General features: G+C 68.7%; 15 protein-coding genes. All 15 read left to right on the top strand.

Annotated features, from left to right (window positions below; all coding sequences use genetic code 11):
- Window positions 1–32: 32 nt before the first annotated feature.
- The 15 genes from folC (at window position 33) to MXD57_RS21210 (ending at window position 16,517) form a co-directional block, all read left to right on the top strand.
- Window positions 33–1,547 (top strand): bifunctional tetrahydrofolate synthase/dihydrofolate synthase, encoded by a 1,515-nt coding sequence (folC, locus tag MXD57_RS21280; RefSeq protein WP_250403340.1) that lies wholly within the window; start codon window positions 33–35, stop codon window positions 1,545–1,547.
- 10 nt (window positions 1,548–1,557) lie between these two features.
- Window positions 1,558–1,929 (top strand): DUF4233 domain-containing protein, encoded by a 372-nt coding sequence (locus MXD57_RS21275; RefSeq protein WP_250403339.1) that lies wholly within the window; start codon window positions 1,558–1,560, stop codon window positions 1,927–1,929.
- Window positions 1,930–1,992: 63 nt separating this feature from the next.
- Entirely contained in the window at window positions 1,993–2,406 is a 414-nt protein-coding gene (gene ndk, locus MXD57_RS21270) for a nucleoside-diphosphate kinase (RefSeq protein ID WP_104780585.1), read from the top strand.
- Between the two features lie 314 nt (window positions 2,407–2,720).
- Window positions 2,721–3,740, top strand: coding sequence for a rod shape-determining protein (locus MXD57_RS21265; protein WP_116151120.1), 1,020 nt, complete (start codon window positions 2,721–2,723; stop codon window positions 3,738–3,740).
- 164 nt (window positions 3,741–3,904) lie between these two features.
- Entirely contained in the window at window positions 3,905–4,852 is a 948-nt protein-coding gene (gene mreC, locus MXD57_RS21260) for a rod shape-determining protein MreC (RefSeq protein ID WP_250403338.1), read from the top strand.
- 13 nt (window positions 4,853–4,865) lie between these two features.
- Window positions 4,866–5,540 (top strand): rod shape-determining protein MreD, encoded by a 675-nt coding sequence (gene mreD, locus MXD57_RS21255; protein ID WP_250403337.1) that lies wholly within the window; start codon window positions 4,866–4,868, stop codon window positions 5,538–5,540.
- Between the two features lie 116 nt (window positions 5,541–5,656).
- Window positions 5,657–7,906, top strand: coding sequence for a penicillin-binding protein 2 (gene mrdA, locus MXD57_RS21250; protein WP_250403336.1), 2,250 nt, complete (start codon window positions 5,657–5,659; stop codon window positions 7,904–7,906).
- Window positions 7,903–9,102, top strand: a complete 1,200-nt coding sequence (gene rodA, locus MXD57_RS21245; protein ID WP_250403335.1) for a rod shape-determining protein RodA — start codon at window positions 7,903–7,905, stop codon at window positions 9,100–9,102. The genes mrdA and rodA overlap by 4 nt, the downstream gene beginning before the upstream one ends.
- A gap of 66 nt (window positions 9,103–9,168) precedes the next feature.
- Window positions 9,169–10,674: a CYTH and CHAD domain-containing protein gene (locus tag MXD57_RS21240; protein WP_250403334.1), complete on the top strand. Its 1,506-nt coding sequence runs from the start codon at window positions 9,169–9,171 to the stop codon at window positions 10,672–10,674.
- 70 nt (window positions 10,675–10,744) lie between these two features.
- Window positions 10,745–12,706: a TIGR03960 family B12-binding radical SAM protein gene (locus MXD57_RS21235; RefSeq protein ID WP_250403333.1), complete on the top strand. Its 1,962-nt coding sequence runs from the start codon at window positions 10,745–10,747 to the stop codon at window positions 12,704–12,706.
- A 443-nt stretch (window positions 12,707–13,149) separates the two neighbouring features.
- Window positions 13,150–13,593, top strand: a complete 444-nt coding sequence (locus tag MXD57_RS21230) for a WXG100 family type VII secretion target (RefSeq protein ID WP_250403332.1) — start codon at window positions 13,150–13,152, stop codon at window positions 13,591–13,593.
- Between the two features lie 58 nt (window positions 13,594–13,651).
- The gene (locus MXD57_RS21225) at window positions 13,652–13,963 is read left to right on the top strand and encodes a WXG100 family type VII secretion target (protein ID WP_250403331.1); all 312 of its coding nucleotides are present in this window, start codon (window positions 13,652–13,654) and stop codon (window positions 13,961–13,963) included.
- On the top strand, window positions 13,963–15,657 hold the full coding sequence (locus MXD57_RS21220; RefSeq protein ID WP_250403330.1) for an RNase A-like domain-containing protein: 1,695 nt from the start codon (window positions 13,963–13,965) through the stop codon (window positions 15,655–15,657). The genes MXD57_RS21225 and MXD57_RS21220 overlap by 1 nt, the downstream gene beginning before the upstream one ends.
- A gap of 19 nt (window positions 15,658–15,676) precedes the next feature.
- Window positions 15,677–16,165, top strand: coding sequence for a hypothetical protein (locus tag MXD57_RS21215; RefSeq protein WP_250403329.1), 489 nt, complete (start codon window positions 15,677–15,679; stop codon window positions 16,163–16,165).
- 52 nt (window positions 16,166–16,217) lie between these two features.
- Window positions 16,218–16,517 (top strand): RNase A-like domain-containing protein, encoded by a 300-nt coding sequence (locus MXD57_RS21210; protein ID WP_250403328.1) that lies wholly within the window; start codon window positions 16,218–16,220, stop codon window positions 16,515–16,517.
- Window positions 16,518–16,534 lie beyond the last annotated feature (17 nt).

Here is a 16,534-nt window from a genome sequence, read left to right as displayed (position 1 = left end):
CCTGTGTCCCCGCGCCTCCGTAGACTGGCATCGTGAGCGACCACCCCGGCACCAGCGACACCCCCGACCCCCTCGACGGCTTCGACGAGATCATCGACGCCGAGACCACCCGTGACCCCGACCTCGCCGTGATCGAGGCCGGCAGCCGCACCCTGCGCACCCAGGGCGGGCCGCCCGAGGCCGGCGTACCGGCCCGGCCGGAGGACCCCGAGGTCGACAGGGCCCTGCGCGAGGTCGAGACGGAGCTGGCCACCCGCTGGGGCGAGACCAAGCTGGAGCCCTCCGTCAGCCGGATCGCCGCGCTGATGGACGTCCTCGGCGAGCCGCAGCGCTCCTACCCCTCGATCCACATCACCGGGACCAACGGCAAGACCTCCACGGCGCGCATGATCGAGGCCCTGCTCGGCGCCTTCGAGCTGCGCACCGGGCGCTACACCAGCCCGCACGTGCAGTCGATCACCGAGCGGATCAGTCTGGACGGCGCGCCGATCTCCGCCGAGCGGTTCATCGAGACGTACCAGGACATCAAGCCGTACATCGAGATGGTCGACGTCTCGCAGGAGCACCGGCTGTCCTTCTTCGAGGTGCTCACCGGCATGGCCTACGCGGCCTTCGCGGACGCGCCGGTCGACGTGGCCGTCGTGGAGGTGGGCATGGGCGGTTCCTGGGACGCCACCAACGTGATCGACGGTGACGTCGCCGTGATCACCCCCATCGGCCTCGACCACACCGACCGGCTCGGGAACACACCGGGGGAGATCGCCGGGGAGAAGGGCGGCGTGATCAAGCAGGGCGCGACCGTGATCCTGGCGCAGCAGCCGGTGGACGCGGCCCAGGTGCTGCTGAAGAAGGCCGTCGAGGTCGACGCCACGGTGGCCCGCGAGGGCCTGGAGTTCGGCGTGGGCGCCCGGCGGATCGCCGTCGGCGGGCAGCTCCTCACGCTGCGCGGACTGGGCGGCGAGTACGAGGAGGTCTACCTCCCGCTGCACGGTGCCCACCAGGCGCACAACGCGGCCGTCGCGCTCGCCGCCGTGGAGGCGTTCTTCGGGGTGGGTGCGCAGCGCGCGGAGCGGCTGGACATCGACGCGGTGCGCAAGGCCTTCGCGGCCGTCTCCTCGCCGGGGCGCCTGGAGGTCGTGCGGCGCTCTCCCACCGTGGTCCTGGACGCCGCCCACAACCCGCCGGGCGCCGAGGCCGCCGCCGAGGCCGTGCGGGAGGCCTTCGACTTCAGCCGGCTGATCGGCGTCGTCGGGGCGAGCGGCGACAAGAACGTGCGCGGGCTGCTGGAGGCCTTCGAGCCGATCTTCGCCGAGATCGTCGTCACCCAGAACTCCAGCCACCGCGCCATGGACGCGGACGAGCTGGCCGCGATCGCCGTCGAGGTGTTCGGCGAGGACCGCGTCCAGGTCGAGCCGCGACTGCCCGAGGCCCTGGAGGCCGCGATCACGCTGGCCGAGGAGGAGGGCGAGTTCTCCGGCGGCGGAGTGCTGGTCACCGGCTCGGTCATCACGGTGGGCGAGGCCCGCCTGCTGCTGGGGAAGGGCTGAGGAGTCCGCCGTGCGTACGCTCTGTTCATCGACCCTGATCGGCGAGTTCTTCGTCATCGGGTTCGCCGCCCTCGTGGCGATGAAGGACCCGGACCTGTCCACGTCCACGGTGTGGCTGGTCAGCGGCATCGCCATGGTCCTGTGCGTGCTGCTGTGCGGCATGGTGACCCGGCCGGGCGGCGTCGCCCTCGGCTGGGCGCTGCAGCTCGCCCTGATCGCCTCCGGCGTCTTCGTCCCGGCGATGTACTTCATGGGCGCGGTGTTCGCCGCCCTGTGGTGGGCGTCGGTCCACTACGGGCGCAAGGTCGACCGGGCGAAGGCCAGGTTCGCCGCCGAGGGGGAGTCCGCGGAGCCCGGCCCTTCCACACCTGACGCTGCGTGACGGTGACGGGGACACGCCCTGTAATCTCGTGCCACCGCACATGCCAGTCGTAAGGAGCCCCTCGTGAGCCAGCGCACCCTCGTCCTCCTCAAGCCCGACGCCGTCCGTCGCGGCCTGACCGGCGAGATCATCAGCCGTATCGAGCGCAAGGCCGGCTGGCAGATCACCGCGCTGGAGCTGCGCACCCTGGACCAGGACACGCTGGAGCAGCACTACGGCGAGCACAAGGGCAAGCCCTTCTACGAGCCGCTGGTGGAGTTCATGGCGTCCGGCCCGGTCGTGGCCCTGATCGTCGAGGGTGAGCGGGTCATCGAGGGGCTGCGCGCGCTGGCCGGCCCGACCGACCCGATCGCCGCCGCGCCCGGCTCCATCCGGGGCGACTACGGGGTGATCGTCCGGGAGAACCTCATCCACGCGTCCGACTCGGAGGAGTCCGCCGAGCGCGAGGTGAAGATCTTCTTCCCGGGCCGTGCCTGAGCCGCCCACCTGGCGGAATTTCCGCGAATTTTTCTGAGAGGGCGTCAGGTCCGCTCGGAGTCCTGACCTGGGACGGCCGTACCTTTTCGGCCGTCCTTCGGCATATGCCGTGCCGATCGGGGGAACGTGTGACCCCGATGGGCCGTCTCCAGAAGCGGGGCGGCCCGCCCTCTGATGACAATGGCGGAGACCCTCGCGCAGCGTTCGTGCAGGCGCGTTTACGATGGAAGCCTTCACGTCACAGCACCCGCCTCGCCTACCTGATATGCCCTCAAAAGCTCAGGAAGGCCAGATGAATCCGGATGGGGAACTCAATGTCGTTCATCGGCCGTGACATGGCTGTCGACCTCGGGACCGCCAACACGCTGGTGTACGTCAGGGGTCGCGGCATCGTGCTCAACGAGCCGTCCGTGGTCGCCATCAACACCAACACCGGCGGCATCCTCGCGGTCGGCGCCGAGGCGAAGAAGATGATCGGCCGCACACCGGGCAACATCGTCGCCGTGCGTCCGCTCAAGGACGGTGTGATCGCCGACTTCGAGATCACCGAGCGGATGCTGCGCTACTTCATCCTGAAGATCCACAAGCGGCGGTACCTCGCCCGGCCGCGGGTCGTGGTCTGTGTGCCCTCGGGCATCACGGGCGTCGAGCGCCGCGCCGTGATCGAGGCGTCCTCCCAGGCCGGTGCCCGTCAGGTGCACATCATCGAGGAGCCGATGGCGGCCGCCATCGGCTCCGGTCTGCCGGTCCACGAGGCCACCGGCAACATGGTGGTGGACATCGGCGGCGGCACCACGGAGGTCGCGGTCATCTCGCTCGGCGGCATCGTCACCGCGCAGTCCATCCGCGTCGCGGGTGACGAACTGGACAACGCGATCATCCAGTACATCAAGAAGGAGTACAGCCTCCTGCTCGGCGAGCGCACGGCCGAGCAGATCAAGATCACGATCGGCTCCGCGTACGAGCTCGACGCCGACGAGCACACCGAGGTGCGCGGCCGCGACCTGGTCTCCGGGCTGCCGAAGACCGTGGTCATCTCAGCCGCCGAGGTCCGCAAGGCCATCGAGGAGCCGGTCAACGCCATCGTCGACGCCGTCAAGACGACCCTCGACAAGTGCCCGCCGGAGCTGTCCGGCGACATCATGGACCGGGGAATCGTGCTGACCGGCGGCGGCGCCCTGCTGCGCGGTCTGGACGAGCGGCTGCGCCGCGAGACCGGAATGCCGATCCACATCGCCGAGGACCCGCTGGACAGCGTGGCGCTCGGCTCCGGCAAGTGCGTCGAGGAGTTCGAGGCGCTCCAGCAGGTACTGGACGCCCAGCCCCGCCGATGAGGCGGCTCCGTCGGATCCGCCGTGCGAGACGATCCCTCTCGTACGGCGGGTCGTCGACATAGAGGCACAAGCTCCAGCAAATCGGCCCCGAGGACCTGCGCTTCACCATCGGCGCACCACCGGGGCCCCCGAATTCCACTCGAGGAAGGGCACGGCCGCCGCACGTGAGGGACACGAAAGAGAGCCGGCTGCTCCTGGTCCTGCTGATCGCCATCGCGTTCGCGCTGATCACGGTGGACATCCGAGGGGGCCGGAACTCCCCCGTCGACGGTGCCCGGCAGGCCGCCGCCGCGGCGTTCGGCCCGATCGAGAACGGGCTGTCGTCCGCGGTCGACCCGGTCGGCGACGCCGTCTCCGCCGTCCGTGACTCCGGTACCCGCCACGACCGGCTCGCCGCGCTGGAGAAGGAGAACGCGGCCCTCAAGGCGAAGCTCGGCAGCGACGACCGCAACCGCAGCCGCCTGAACCAGCTCGACAAGATGCTGAAGATCGCCGGTGAGGGCCAGTACGGCATCAAGGGCGCCCAGGTCATCGCCATCGGGTCGGCGCAGGGCTTCTCCTGGACCATCACCATCGACGCCGGCGCCCACGACGGCATCGAACGGGACATGACCGTGCTGAACGGTGACGGGCTCGTCGGCCGGGTCACCACCGTCGGCCCGGACACGGCCACCGTGCTGCTCGCCAACGACCCCGACTTCACCGTCGGCACCCGCATGGAGAACAGCGACGAACTCGGCTTCGCCTCCGGCCAGGGGGACCGCCCGCTGCGGGTGGAACTCCTCAACGGCAGGGCCGAGGTCAAGAAGGGCGACCGGCTCGTCACCTTCGGCTCCCAGGCCGACAAGCCCTTCGTGCCCGGCGTCCCGGTCGGCGTGGTCTCCCGGATCGACCCCTCCGGCGGCGGCCTCACCCGGACCCTCTACGTCACGCCGTACGTCGGCTTCACCAAGCTCGACGTCGTCGGCGTGGTCGTCCAGGGGCCGAAGCGGGACCCCCGCGACGAGGTCCTGCCGGCCAAGCCCAAACCGACGCCGACGCCCACCGTGACCGTCACGGTCAACCCCTCGGCCCCGGCCGGCGGGCCCGACACCAACGAGCCGCAGCAGTAGGAGCTGAATCCCCATGCGCCTCAACCGGATCCTGCTCTCGACCGCGCTGGTCGTCGTCGCCCTCGTGATCCAGGTGAGCGTCCTCGCCCGCCTGCACCTGCCGGGTGCCGTCCCCGACCTGCTGCTGCTCACCGTCCTCGGCCTCGCCATGGTGTACGGCCACGTCGGCGGCGCCCTCGTCGGCTTCGGCGCCGGGCTGCTCGCCGACCTCGCCCCGCCCGCCGACCACGCGGCCGGCCGCTACGCCCTGGTGCTGTGCGTCATCGGCTACTTCGCCGGGCTCATCAAGCCGGAGAACGGCCGGCTGAAGTCCGCCACCGGCCCGATGGCCGTCGTGGTCGCCGCCGCCGCCGGCTCCACCCTGCTGTACGCGGGCGTCGGCGCCCTGGTCGGCGACACCGCGGCCCGCCATGTCGGCCTGCCCGGACTGCTGTTCTCGGCCGCCCTGTACGACCTGCTGCTGGCCCCCTTCGTGGTCCCCGCGATCATGTGGCTGGCCCGTCGCTCCGACAACGACCCACTGGCCGAGGGCGGCCCCGCCGCCAAGAGCGGCGACATCTCCTCCGGCTGGCTCTCCTCCGGCACCGGTCTGCGCCTCGGCGGTCAGCGGGGCCTCGGCGCCCTGAAGCTCAAGGCCCGCACCCGCTCCACCAGGGTCGGCCGCATCAAGGGGGTCAAGAGGCTGTGAACCCCGCAGAGTTCACCCGAACGGGGCAAAAGCGGCGGAACGGCGCCGCACAGGCGGATCGTTCATCATGCGTCCGCGCACACACGTCAGCGCACTGAGAGGGGGAGACAGCCGCAGTGACCAACATTCCCGAGACCGGACGGACCCCACGGGTCCAGATCCGCCTCGTCGTCATCCAGATCCTCGTCCTCTCCCTTCTCGGCACCCTCGGCGGCCGCCTGTGGTACCTGCAGATCCGTGAGGGCGCCGCGTACCAGAAGGAGGCCTCGGGCAACCACGTCCAGCAGGTCGTCGACCCCGCCGTGCGCGGCGACATCCTCGACGCCCGGGGTGTGCCGCTCGCCGACAACGAGACCCGCCTGGTCGTCTCCGCCTCCCGCACCGACCTGCTCAAGCAGAAGGACGACGGCGAGGCCGTCCTCACCAAGCTGGCCGGCGTCCTCGGCATGAAGCCCGCCGACGTCATGCGCAAGGTCCGGCTGTGCGACGCCGAGACCCCGCAGCCCTGCTGGAACGGCTCGCCCTACCAGCCGATCCCGATCACCGACGAGGCCACCGCCAAGCAGGCCCTCCAGATCCGTGAGCGGGCCGAGGACTTCCCCGGCATCACCGCCGAGCCGGAGGCCGTGCGCCGCTACCCGGGCCCCGGCAAGTCCAACACCTCCCAGGTCCTCGGCTATCTCTCGCCGGTCACCGACGAGGAGATCCAGAAGGCCAAGGACACCGACTCGCCCTACCTGCGCTCCGACATGGTCGGCCGCTCCGGCCTCGAGCGCCAGTACGACAAGGCGCTCCGCGGCAAGGCCGGCGTCACCCGCTACGAGGTGGACAACCTCGGCCGGGTCATCGGCAAGGCCCGGTCCGACGCGGCCGAGTCCGGCTCCAACCTCATCACCAGCATCGACTCCCGGGTGCAGCGCGTCGCCGAGTACGAACTGGACAAGGCGATGAAGGTCGCCCGCCAGCAGTACGACAAGATCACCGGCGAGAACTACAAGGCGGACTCCGGTGCCGTCGTGGTCATGGAGGCCAAGACCGGCCGCGTGGTCGCCATGGCCTCCGCACCGACCTACGACCCGAACGTCTGGGTCGGCGGCATCTCCGCCAAGGACTACAAGGCCCTGACCGGCAAGAACTCCGAATACCCGCTGCTGAACCGGGCCATCCAGGGCCAGGCGGCGCCCGGCTCGACCTTCAAGGTGGTCTCCACCGCCGCCGCGGTCGAGGCCGGCTACCCCTTCGACGGCCGCTACCCCTGCACCAGCTCCTACTCCGTCGGCAGCCAGGTCTTCAAGAACTTCGAGGGCGAGAACTTCGGCCCCATCTCCCTCGGCCGCGCCCTCGAGGTCTCCTGCGACACCGTCTTCTACGGCCTCGCCGACAAGGAGTGGAAGCGCGACGGCGGCATCAACCCCGAGAAGGGCAAGCCGAAGGACTACTTCTACAAGGCCGCCCACCAGTTCGGCCTCGGCAAGGAGACCGGCGTCGACCTCCCCAACGAGGTCACCGGACGCGTCCCGGACCGGCAGTGGAAGCAGGACTACTGGAAGGCCAACAAGGACGCGTGGTGCAAGTCCGGCAAGAAGGACGGCAGCTACGTCGAGAAGATCGCGTACGAGAACTGCCTCGAGGGCAACAAGATGCGCGAGGGCGACTCGATCAACTACTCGATCGGGCAGGGTGACACCCTGGTCACCCCCATCCAGGAGGCCGCGATCTACGGCGCCGTCGCCAACGGCGGCACCCTGTACCAGCCCACCATCGGCAAGGCGATCGTCAGCGCGGACGGCAGGACGGTCACGGAGATCAAGCCGAAGAAGAACGGCAGGCTGCCGGTCAGCCAGGCCACCCTCAAGGGCATGGACGAAGCCTTCGCCGGCGTCATCACCCGCGGTACCGCCGCCTGGAAGTTCGGCGGCTGGCCCCAGGACAAGATCCCGCTGCACGCCAAGACCGGTACCGCCGAGGTCTACGGCAAGCAGACCACCTCCTGGCTCGCCACCTACTCCAAGGACTACACGGTGATCATGACGATCGCCCAGGCCGGTACGGGCTCCGGAGCCTCCGGTGAGGCCGTGCGCAACATCTACAGCGCGCTCTACGGCGTCGGCGGCGACGGCTCCGTCGACAAGAAGAGGGCACTGCTGCCCGAACCGCAGAAGAGCCTGCCCAAGGTCCGCCCCGACGGCACCATCGCCTCCCCGAAGGTCGCCGGCGACCCCGCCAAGGACGTCGAGGCCTCCCAGCAGGACAACCCCAGCAACGACGACGGACAGACCCCGGCCACCTCGCCGTCGCCCACCACGGGCAACCGCGACACCCGTAGACGCCGCCGCGGCAGGGGAAGCCGGAGGATGCCCACATGACCAGCGCCAACAGCTTCTCCGTCTCCGGCTACGGACCCGAGCGGGCCGGCTGGACCAGGCTCTTCGCCCGCGACTCACTGGCCCGCCGGCTCGACTGGCCCATACTGCTGTCGGCACTGGCCCTCTCGGGGATCGGCTCCCTGCTGGTCTACTCGGCCACCCGCAACCGCACCGAGATCAACCAGGGCGACCCGTACTACTTCCTGCTCCGGCACCTGATGAACACCGGCATCGGGCTCGCCCTGATGATCGGCACGCTGTGGCTCGGCCACCGCGCCCTGCGCAACGCCGTGCCGATCCTCTACGGCCTGTCCGTCTTCGGCATCCTCGCCGTGCTGACCCCGCTGGGCTCCACCGTCAACGGCGCCCACTCCTGGATCGTGCTCGGCGGCGGCTTCTCACTGCAGCCCTCGGAGTTCGTGAAGATCACGATCATCCTGGGCATGGCCATGCTGCTCGCGGCCCGAGTCGACGCCGGAGACAAGAAGTACCCCGACCACCGCACCGTCCTGCAGTCCCTCGGCCTGGCCGCCGTGCCCATCCTCATCGTGCTGCTCATGCCCGACCTCGGCTCGGTCATGGTCATGGTGGTCATCATCCTCGGCGTGCTGCTCGCCTCCGGCGCCTCCAACCGCTGGGTCTTCGGCCTGATCACCGCCGGCACCGTCGGCGCGATCGCCGTCTGGCAGCTCCACATCCTGGACGACTACCAGATCGCCCGCTTCGCCGCCTTCGCCAACCCCGACCTCGACCCGGCCGGCGTCGGCTACAACACCAACCAGGCCCGCATCGCCATCGGCTCCGGCGGTCTCACCGGCGCCGGCCTCTTCCACGGCTCGCAGACCACCGGCCAGTTCGTCCCCGAACAGCAGACGGACTTCGTCTTCACGGTCGCGGGCGAGGAACTCGGCTTCCTCGGTGCCGGACTGATAATCCTGCTCCTCGGCATCGTGCTGTGGCGCGCCTGCCGCATCGCCCGCGACTCCACCGAGCTGTACGGCACGGTCGTCGCCGCCGGCATCATCGCCTGGTTCGCCTTCCAGGCCTTCGAGAACATCGGCATGACCCTCGGCATCATGCCGGTCACCGGACTGCCCCTGCCCTTCGTGTCCTACGGCGGCTCGTCGATGTTCGCGGTATGGGTGGCCATCGGGCTCCTCCAGTCCATCAAGGTGCAACGTCCGATGTCCGCGTGAACGAGCACCTGAAACCCGACCACCCGAAAGGGGACTGAGCAGGCCCAGCACGGCTAGATTCTGTGCATGGCGGACACGAAACGCGAGATCGAGCGCAAGTACGAATCCGATGAGAGCGGGCTGCCCGACCTGACCGGCGCCGGCACGGTCGCGGACGTCCTCGACCAGGGCCTGGTCGAACTGGACGCCACGTACTACGACACCGCCGACGAACGCCTGGCCGCCGCCTCCCTCACCCTGCGCCGCCGCACCGGCGGCTCGGACGACGGATGGCACCTGAAATTCCCGGTCGCCCCCGGCGTCCGCGACGAGATCAGGGCACCGCTGTCCGACACCGTCCCCGACGAACTCGCCGCCCTGGTCCGCTCCCGGGTCCGTGGCGCCGAACTCGTCCCCGTCGTCCGGCTCCGCTCGGCCCGTGACGTGTGCCACCTGGTCGACGCCGACGGCACACTGCTGGCCGAGGCCAGCGTCGACACGGTCACCGCCGAACGACTGAACCGGGCCGGCGGCACCACCCGGTGGACCGAGATCGAGGTGGAACTGGCCGACGACGCCGACCCCGCCCTCCTCGACAAGGTCGACAAGCGCCTGCGCAAGGCGGGCGTACGGCCGTCCGCCTCACCGTCCAAACTGGCCCGCGCGCTGGAGCAGACCGGAGGCACCCGCTCCCGCACCCGGCCCAGGAAGCCCGCGCCCCCGGTGACCGCCGGCGACCACGTCCTGGCCTACCTGCGTGAACAACGCGACGAGATCCTCGACCGGGATCCCGCCGTCCGCCGGGACATCCCGGACTCAGTGCACCGGATGCGGGTCGCGACCCGCCGCATGCGCAGCACCTTCCGCACCTTCGGCACGGTTCTCGACCCCGCCGTCACCACACCGGTCGCCGCCGAGCTGAAATGGCTGGCCGGCGAGCTGGGCGCCGACCGCGACCAGGAAGTACTGGCGGAGCGCCTCGCGAAGGCCCTGGACGAGCTGCCGTCCGAGCTGGTCCTCGGCCCCGTGCCCCAGCGGGTCGCCTCCTGGGCCGACGCCCGGCACGGCAGCACCCGGGGCCACCTCATCGCCATCCTCGACTCCGCCCGCCACCAGGCCCTGCTCGACACCCTCGACGCCCTCCTCGCCGACCCGCCGCTGCGCGGGAAGGCCGCACGGAAGCCCGCGAAGGTGCTCGCCGAGGCCGTACGCAAGGACCTCGCCAAGGTCACCCGCCTGATCACCCACGCGCTCGAACTGCCACCCGGCCGGGAACGCGACATCGCCCTGCACGAGGCCCGCAAGAAGGCCAAGCGCACCCGCTACGCCGCCGAGGCCGCGATCCCCGCCCTCGGTGCCCCCGCCGCCTCCCTGGCCAAGTCGATGAAATCCCTCACCTCCCTGCTGGGCGACCACCAGGACAGCGTCATGGCCCGCCACGCCCTGCGCGAGTTCGCCGCCGTCGCCCACGCCGCGGGGGAGAGCGCCTTCACCTACGGGCTGCTGTACGGCCGGGAGGAGCACCGCGCGGCAGCGGCCGAGGCCGAGCTGCCCGGCCTGTGGGCGAAGATCAACTCGGGGGCGTCGGTCTGAGCGTACGGGGGAGCCCTCCGGGCGGGTTACGCTGAATGGTCACCCCTGTCAGCTCATGAAGGTTCGCGAGATGCCTGTCGAGTCGGTTTTCCCGCAGCTCGAAGCTCTGCTCCCCCACGTGCAGAAGCCGATCCAGTACGTCGGCGGAGAGCTCAACTCCACCGTCAAGAACTGGGACGAGTGCGACGTCCGCTGGGCGCTCATGTACCCGGACGCCTACGAGGTCGGACTGCCCAACCAGGGCGTCATGATCCTCTACGAGGTACTCAACGAGCAGGAGGGCGTCCTCGCCGAGCGCACCTACAGCGTGTGGCCGGACCTCGAGGCGCTGATGCGTGAGCGCGGCGTCCCGCAGTTCACCGTGGACACCCACCGCCCGGTCCGGTCGTTCGACGTGTTCGGCCTCAGCTTCTCCACGGAGCTGGGCTACACGAACATGCTGACGGCGCTGGACCTGGCCGGTATCCCCCTGGAGTCGAAGGACCGGGGGCCGGACGACCCGATCGTCCTGGCCGGCGGCCACGCCGCCTTCAACCCGGAGCCGATCGCCGACTTCATCGACGCGGCCGTCATCGGCGACGGCGAGCAGGCCGTCCTCGACATGACCCGCATCATCCGCGAGTGGAAGGCGGAGGGCCGTCCCGGCGGCCGCGAGGAGGTCCTCCTGCGCCTGGCGAAGACCGGGGGCGTCTACATCCCCGCCTTCTACGACGTGGAGTACCTGCCCGACGGCCGGATCGGTCGTGTCGTGCCCAACAGGTCCGGCGTCCCGTGGCGTGTGTCCAAGCACACGGTCATGGACCTGGACGAGTGGCCCTACCCCAAGCAGCCCCTGGTCCCGCTCGCCGAGACGGTCCACGAGCGGATGTCGGTCGAGATCTTCCGCGGCTGCACCCGCGGCTGCCGGTTCTGCCAGGCCGGCATGATCACCCGCCCGGTGCGCGAGCGTTCGATCACCGGCATCGGCGACATGGTCGACAAGGGCCTCGCGGCGACGGGCTTCGAGGAGGTCGGCCTCCTCTCCCTGTCCTCGGCGGACCACTCGGAGATCGGCGACATCGCCAAGGGCCTGGCCGACCGGTACGAGGAGGACAAGATCGGCCTGTCGCTGCCCTCCACCCGCGTCGACGCCTTCAACATCGACCTGGCGAACGAGCTGACCCGCAACGGCCGCCGCTCCGGCCTCACCTTCGCCCCCGAGGGCGGCTCGGAGCGCATCCGCAAGGTCATCAACAAGATGGTCTCCGAAGAGGACCTGATCAGGACCGTCTCCACGGCCTACGGCAACGGCTGGCGCCAGGTGAAGCTGTACTTCATGTGCGGCCTGCCGACGGAGACCGACGACGACGTCCTGCAGATCGCCGACATGGCGACCCACGTGATCCAGAAGGGCCGTGAGGTCTCCCGGTCCAACGACATCCGCTGCACGGTCTCGATCGGCGGCTTCGTCCCGAAGCCCCACACCCCCTTCCAGTGGGCGCCCCAGCTCTCCGCCGAGGAGACCGACGCCCGCCTCGGGAAGCTCCGCGACAAGATCCGCGGCGACAAGAAGTACGGCCGCTCGATCGGTTTCCGCTACCACGACGGCAAGCCCGGCATCGTCGAGGGCCTGCTCTCGCGCGGCGACCGCCGCGTCGGCGCCGTCATCCGCGCGGTCTACGAGGACGGCGGCCGCTTCGACGGCTGGCGCGAGCACTTCTCCTACGACCGCTGGATGGCGTGCGCGGACAAGGCCCTGGCCTCCTTCGGCGTGGACGTCGACTGGTACACCACCCGCGAGCGCACCTACGAGGAGGTCCTCCCCTGGGACCACCTCGACTCCGGCCTGGACAAGGACTGGCTCTGGGAGGACTGGCAGGACGCCCTCGACGAGACGGAGGTCGACGACTGCCGCTGGACGCCCTGCTTCGACTGCGGTGTCTGCCCGCAGATGGACACAAATATCCAGGTGGGTCCGACGGGCAAGAAACTGCTGCCCTTGACGGTCAAGAACGCGGGTCCGGCGCCAGCCGCGAGCGGTCACGCTCACTGACGTTGGCGTGGCGCTCGATCGGGGGGATGAGGCGCTGGCGGGGGCGAGCGAGGAGGAGAATTTTGGCGGCGCTGACGACGGTCGGCGTATCGCGTCCCCGCCCGCCGTCGCGGTCGGCACCTCTCGGACGCCGCTGCCGAGCCCAAGGAGCGCCTCATGGATCGTCTCCGAGGCGCAGTGGGCATGAGGATTCGGTGTCCACGCGGCGGCCGTCTACGACCGCACGCACCGCTGGTTAGCCCTGCCCTGTAGCGAGCTGAGTGACCCGTTCGAGGCGAACTGGGGGGCGTGCTGCCGGTGTCGACCGAGGAATAGCGGCGGCCCTGAACGCGACAACTGCCCCTGCTGACATGAGCCCCATCCGGGTTGCCGGCAGCCCTGCGCCTCCGCCTCGGTGAGCCTTTCGTATGATCCTAAGGTCAGTTGGGACGCGAGATGCCGACATGGTGGGGGAATACGGCATGGGGGCACCAGACACGAGCGTGGGTGAGAACGGCGGTCCCGACCTGCGCGTGTCGTCTACAGGCCTGACCAAGCTCGCCGGCGACCTCGGCGAGATGCAGGACCACCTGGACAAACAGATCAAGCGTATGGATGAACTCGTCGACCGTATCGAGGCCGGCTGGCGGGGGCCGGCGGCAACGGCGTACCGGGAGTTCCATCGTGCTGCCGCGGGCGACGCCGTGCGTATCCGGGAAGTGGTGGCGGGTCTGGAGCAAGCCGTTCGGATGAGTCGTGACGGCTTCAGCGCCGACGATCTGCATGTGCTCGAACAGATGCGTCGGATCCACGTGGACCTCAACAGTGAGGTCGACAAACTCTCCACGCCGAATACAGGAGCCGACGACGCACTGGCCCGCCCACGAAGCAACTTGGACGGTTTCTGACACTCGCAGCGCCAAGTGCCGGCCTCGCAAGTACTGTCACCGATTCCAAGGGGGAATCATGTCGACTGGTGCCGACGGCGACCACATATCTGTCTCGTTCGCCACGCTCCATGAACTGGCCGTCGAGCTGGAAGACATCCTGCAACAGCTCAACGGCAAGCTGGACGACCTCTACGAACGCGTCGAACCGGTCGTCCTGTCCTGGAGGGGCGAAGCCCGCGAGGTCTTCGTCGAGAAGCTCGACGAGTGGGACCGCTCTGCGCAGGACCTGCAGGCGGCCCAGAAGTGGTTGCACCAATACGTCACCACCGGCCACGCCAATTACGCGGCAGCACACAAAGCGGTCCTGCGCGGCTGGGGAGCCGCCTGATGGCCACCCCGGCGACCCCCGGGCAGGGGAAGATCGATGTGACGCCATCGGTCCTCTACCAGGTCTCCACGAACGTGGCCGGCCAACAGGACCCTCTCGACCGGGGGATCAAGGCGTTTCTCGACGAGTTGGCACGGTACCCCGACGGCGGCGGCAACGGCTCGGCGATGAAGGACTTCACCCAGGCTTACGTGAAGGTCTCCAATCGATTCCTCGAGGTGTGGGCCAAGTCCGTGGTGAGCGTCGGTGGTGCCGGCGTCGGATTCACCAGCACCGCCAACAACTACGTCGCGGCCGACGCCGCCACACACCCTTCACCAACGGGCCATGCGACCCAGCGTCCCCTTCCGCATGTGATCGACACACCACCCAAGTACGGGCCGGTCACCGATTTCAAGTGGGGGGACTTCGACGCCGGCCAAGACTTCGCACAAAAAGCCCTGGAAGGGCTGGAAGCCGCAGTGCTCGCCATCCTGCGCCCTCTGCTGGAACACGAGTGCCGTTGGGGCAAGGCGGCGAAGATCCTCCCACTGCCCAATCACCTGCAGCTGTATAAGGTCTCTGAGACCTGGAGGATGCCGCAGACCACGCTCAGCATGGTGGACGGGATGTTGACCAGCTTCATTGGCGGCATCACCGACCAGGCCAACCAGGAGTGGTACGACGCGATGCGGCAGTTCTGCAGCACGCTGTGGGGCACGTCCGCCTGGGGGCAGAGCCGAGATGGCTACGACTGGGCGAACGACGGCGCGCGCAAGAGAGGGACCAGCCACCCGGTCTTCGCCGTCCTGTTCGACACCTGTGACGCCATGGTCGATGCCGTGTACAACGTGGCCCAGGCGGCGGAAGACGTTCGTGACGACCTGCACCGGATCTATCGACAAGCCGTGCTGGACAGCATTAAGCAGCTCGATCCGCGAGAACTGGACGTCACGGACGCCAAGAGTCTGGTGAAGGGGCTGTGGCACGTGGGGAAGGGCCTGGTCGCGGATGTATCGGTCGGTATCGTCCTGAACATCGACGAAGACGCCATGAACGACGCCGTCGCCACCTACAACAACCGGGTTCACCGTCAGGTTCGAGGCATCAATGACCTGATGTCGGCGCTGGACGAGGCGTATACGAGCGCCCCGACATTCATCGCGGAGTCCGCCCGCGCCGAGGCGTTCGGCGCGCGGGCCCTGACCGACTTCAAAGGAAACCCGCTGTACACCGTGCCGGGCGACAGCGAGGCCAACCATGCATATCCAATCGATCTGGCGAATCAAGAAGGAATTCACGGCAGCCACGTCATCGATAAACACGTAGGCAAGACCGATGAGCAGCTGGCGCAGCGACTCAGGGATCAGCCGTCGATTCCCGCTGCTTCGAGCTTCACCGATCTGGCGGGCGCCCAGACATACACGCAAGACACGGTGGAATATGTGGGTCCTCCGGCTAATTCAGGCCAACAGAACGAAGGTGTAGACAATCAGGCAAAGATCAAGAAGTGGCTCTCGAAGCCTCGCGCCGACAATTCGATTCTGAAGCTGGATCCGGTGGAGTTCAGTTCTGTGACCGGGCGTACCATTACATCAGCGAACCCGAGGGCGGGTGCGGCGCAGGACGCGCACTCGGTGGAGGTCGTACTCAAGTACAAGAACGGCCTTCATCCGCCCTATGTGGTCTACACGTCCATGCCGAGGCTTCCGTGAGAACACCAGGGGAAAATCTGTGACGAAGAGGAAGGTGGATCTGCCGGCGTGCGCACGGGGGCGTTTCGATGAACGTCAGTCCTTCGCCGCGCTCGTGGCCCGCGACGGCGCGGACTGGCACGACACGGTGATGGCAGCGATCCAGGGGAATCCCGTACTCCGGCAGGTCGACCGCCAGGAGTTGCGGGACAGTATCCTGGAGGTCTCACCCAGCCAGGCCATGGAGCTAGCCGGGCTTATTTCGGTTGGATCTCTTCTGTACGGCCCTTCCGCATCCCTTCGCGCACCGGATGAGGAACGCGACGCCTGTCTGCGGGAACTGTTGGGGGTCGTGGGGAATGACGCACGTTTCTTCACCAATCATGGGCACGCGGAAGACGGTGAAGAGGGTGACTTCTTGGCCTCGTCCTTTCACGCCAACGTCCTCGCCGGGACCACCATCGACATCTGCCTGGTCGGGGTGTCGGACGATAACGTCCTGGTTCTCTGGCGTTTCGAGGACGACTAGCCGTTGGCAATCACCCGATCGCCGCCGTCACAGCACAAGGGAGAGGACCGAGGTGCGCACCCGTTCCGCAACCTACCCCGACCGCGAGACCGCCCAGTGGGCCACCCAGCAGGTCGTCACCGCCAACGAGCAGCTGGTCCACCGCTGGCTCGCACAGTCGACACGCTCGCGCCTGACCATCGAGGCATCCTGGCCGTCCCGGTCCGAGCCGGTCGGACGCGTCCTCCTGCAGGCGATGATGCTGGCGGGGCGGGAACCTATCGATGTTAGGGCCGCCCGCGTCACTCTGAAGCGGGATGCCTCGCTCCCACACGGCTTCGCCGTCCATGCCACTTTCCCCATCTACCTGTAGCGATCGCAGAGGCTGAC

This window comes from Streptomyces cellostaticus (assembly GCF_023630175.1).
Lineage (GTDB): Bacteria > Actinomycetota > Actinomycetes > Streptomycetales > Streptomycetaceae > Streptomyces > Streptomyces cellostaticus_A.
Note: the sequence above shows the minus strand (reverse complement) of the source record. Positions and strands in the feature narration are given on the sequence as shown.